General features: G+C 54.9%; 2 rRNA genes. Both read right to left on the bottom strand.

What is annotated here, in order from left to right:
* Positions 1-12: 12 nt before the first annotated feature.
* Positions 13-129: ribosomal RNA gene (gene rrf, locus ACWDUA_RS25405) — 5S ribosomal RNA — on the bottom strand.
* Between the two features lie 102 nt (positions 130-231).
* Positions 232-3,365: ribosomal RNA gene (locus ACWDUA_RS25400) — 23S ribosomal RNA — on the bottom strand.
* Positions 3,366-3,376 lie beyond the last annotated feature (11 nt).

Genomic DNA, 3,376 nt, shown 5'->3' with positions numbered 1-3,376 from the left:
CCCCAAAAAATTGTTCGGCGGTGTCCTACTCTCCCACACTGACTAAAGTGCAGTACCATCGGCGCAGGCAAGCTTAGCTTCCGGGTTCGGAATGGGACCGGGCGTTTCCCCACCGCTATAGCCGCCGAAACTCTCTGAAACAAACGCTCACGCGTCCGCAACATCTGCGTGCATTGTTTCAGAAGTACATAGTGGATGCGCACACCTCTACCATCAAAACAGTAAGAGTGTTGTTGTAAGTCCTCGGCCGATTAGTACCAGTCACCTCCACCCGTTACCAGGCTTCCAATTCTGGCCTATCAACCCCATGATCTGTAGGGGGCCTTAACCCTTCAAGAGGGAAAGAAACCTCATCTTGGAACAGGCTTCCCGCTTAGATGCTTTCAGCGGTTATCCCTTCCGAACGTAGCCAACCAGCAATGCTCCTGGCGGAACAACTGGCACACCAGAGGTTCGTCCGTCCCGGTCCTCTCGTACTAGGGACAGGTTTCCTCAAGTTTCTCACGCGCGCGGCGGATAGAGACCGAACTGTCTCACGACGTTCTAAACCCAGCTCGCGTGCCGCTTTAATGGGCGAACAGCCCAACCCTTGGGACCTACTCCAGCCCCAGGATGCGACGAGCCGACATCGAGGTGCCAAACCATCCCGTCGATATGGACTCTTGGGGAAGATCAGCCTGTTATCCCCGGGGTACCTTTTATCCGTTGAGCGACACCACTTCCACACGTTGGTGCCGGATCACTAGTCCCGACTTTCGTCCCTGCTCGACATGTACGTCTCACAGTCAAGCTCCCTTGTGCACTTACACTCAACACCTGATTGCCAACCAGGCTGAGGGAACCTTTGGGCGCCTCCGTTACATTTTGGGAGGCAACCGCCCCAGTTAAACTACCCACCAGGCACTGTCCCTGAACCCGATCAGGGTCCGAGGTTAGAAGTCCAATACGATCAGAGTGGTATTTCAACAACGACTCCACGAACACTAGCGTGCCCACTTCACAGTCTCCCACCTATCCTACACAAACCGAACCGAACACCAATACCAAGCTATAGTGAAGGTCCCGGGGTCTTTTCGTCCTGCCGCGCGTAACGAGCATCTTTACTCGTACTGCAATTTCGCCGAGTCTGTGGTTGAGACAGCAGAGAAGTCGTTACGCCATTCGTGCAGGTCGGAACTTACCCGACAAGGAATTTCGCTACCTTAGGATGGTTATAGTTACCACCGCCGTTTACTGGGGCTTAAATTCTCAGCTTCGCAACCCAAAGGCCACTAACCGGTCCTCTTAACCTTCCAGCACCGGGCAGGCGTCAGTCCGTATACATCGTCTTACGACTTCGCACGGACCTGTGTTTTTAGTAAACAGTCGCTTCTCTCTGGTCTCTGCGACCACCACCAGCTCCCACCGAAAAAGTGTTCACCAGTCGTGGTCCCCCTTCTCCCGAAGTTACGGGGGCATTTTGCCGAGTTCCTTAACCACAGTTCTCTCGATCGCCTTAGTATTCTCTACCTGACCACCTGTGTTGGTTTGGGGTACGGGCCGTGTACCAACTCACTAGAGGCTTTTCTCGGCAGCATAGGATCATGGAATTCGCCACAACGGCTACGCATCACCTCTCAGGCACATGAGTGACGGATTTACCAACCACTCGCCCTACAGGCTTACACCAGTACAACCACTCACTGGCCCCACTACCTTCCTGCGTCACCCCATCGCTTGCCTACTACCAGCCAAGGTCCCATGCAGCCCCCGCCGGCCACCCGAAGGCAGTCCATTGGGATTTGGATGGTTAGTACAACTGATTCAGCATGGGCGCGGATACACGGGTACGGGAATATCAACCCGTTGTCCATCGACTACGCCTGTCGGCCTCGCCTTAGGTCCCGACTCACCCTGGGCGGATTAGCCTGGCCCAGGAACCCTTGGTCATCCGGCGGCAGAGTTTCTCACTCTGCTTTCGCTACTCATGCCTGCATTCTCACTCCCACACCCTCCACACCTAGATCACTCCGGCGCTTCCACGGATGCAGGACGCTCCCCTACCCACCCCACCCACTACACAGCAGTCCGTAAACCACTGCGGATGTCATGGTGGAGTGCCGCGGCTTCGGCGGTGTACTTGAGCCCCGCTACATTGTCGGCGCAGGATCACTTGACCAGTGAGCTATTACGCACTCTTTCAAGGGTGGCTGCTTCTAAGCCAACCTCCTGGTTGTCTTCGCGACCCCACATCCTTTTCCACTTAGTACACGCTTAGGGGCCTTAGCCGGCGATCTGGGCTGTTTCCCTCTCGACTACGAACCTTATCGCCCGCAGTCTCACTGCCACACTCTCACTTACCGGCATTCGGAGTTTGGCTGACGTCAGTAACCTAGTAGGGCCCATCGGCCATCCAGTAGCTCTACCTCCAGTAAGAAACATGCAACGCTGCACCTAAATGCATTTCGGGGAGAACCAGCTATCACGAAGTTTGATTGGCCTTTCACCCCTACCCACAACTCATCCCCTCCATTTTCAACTGAAGTGGGTTCGGGCCTCCACAACATCTTACTGCTGCTTCACCCTGGCCATGGGTAGATCACTTCGCTTCGGGTCTAGACCCAGCGACTCAACGCCCTATTCAGACTCGCTTTCGCTACGGCTACCCCACACGGGTTAACCTCGCCACCGAGCACTAACTCGCAGGCTCATTCTTCAAAAGGCACGCCATCACCCACAGTCAACTCAATGACCCACAGGCTCTGACGGATTGTAAGCGTCCGGTTTCAGGTACTATTTCACTCCCCTCCCGGGGTACTTTTCACCTTTCCCTCACGGTACTAGTCCGCTATCGGTCACCAGGAAGTATTCAGGCTTACCGGGTGGTCCCGGCAGATTCACAGCAGATTCCACGAGCCCGCTGCTACTTGGGCACACATCACGCAAGACCACACATTTACAGTTACCGGACTCTCACCGTCTACGGCAGACCATTCCAGGCCACTTCACCTAACATGCGATTTTCTGACTCACGTCCTGACAGGTAGATCAGGAAAGACATACCCCACAACCCCACACACACAACCCCTACCCGGTATCACATGCGCATGGTTTAGCCTCATCCGCTTTCGCTCGCCACTACTCACGGAATCACAATTGTTTTCTCTTCCTATGGGTACTGAGATGTTTCACTTCCCCACGTTCCCCCCACACAGCCTATACATTCAGCTGGTGGTAACACGACATCACTCGTGCTGGGTTTCCCCATTCGGACACCCTCGGATCACAGCTCGTTTGACAACTCCCCGAGGACTATCGCGGCCTACCACGTCCTTCATCGGCTCCTGGTGCCAAGGCATCCACCGAACGCCCTAAAACACTTACAACAACACCTACA

It is taken from the genome of Gordonia sp. NPDC003376 (assembly GCF_053589235.1).
This window is presented reverse-complemented; position numbering and strand designations above follow the sequence as displayed.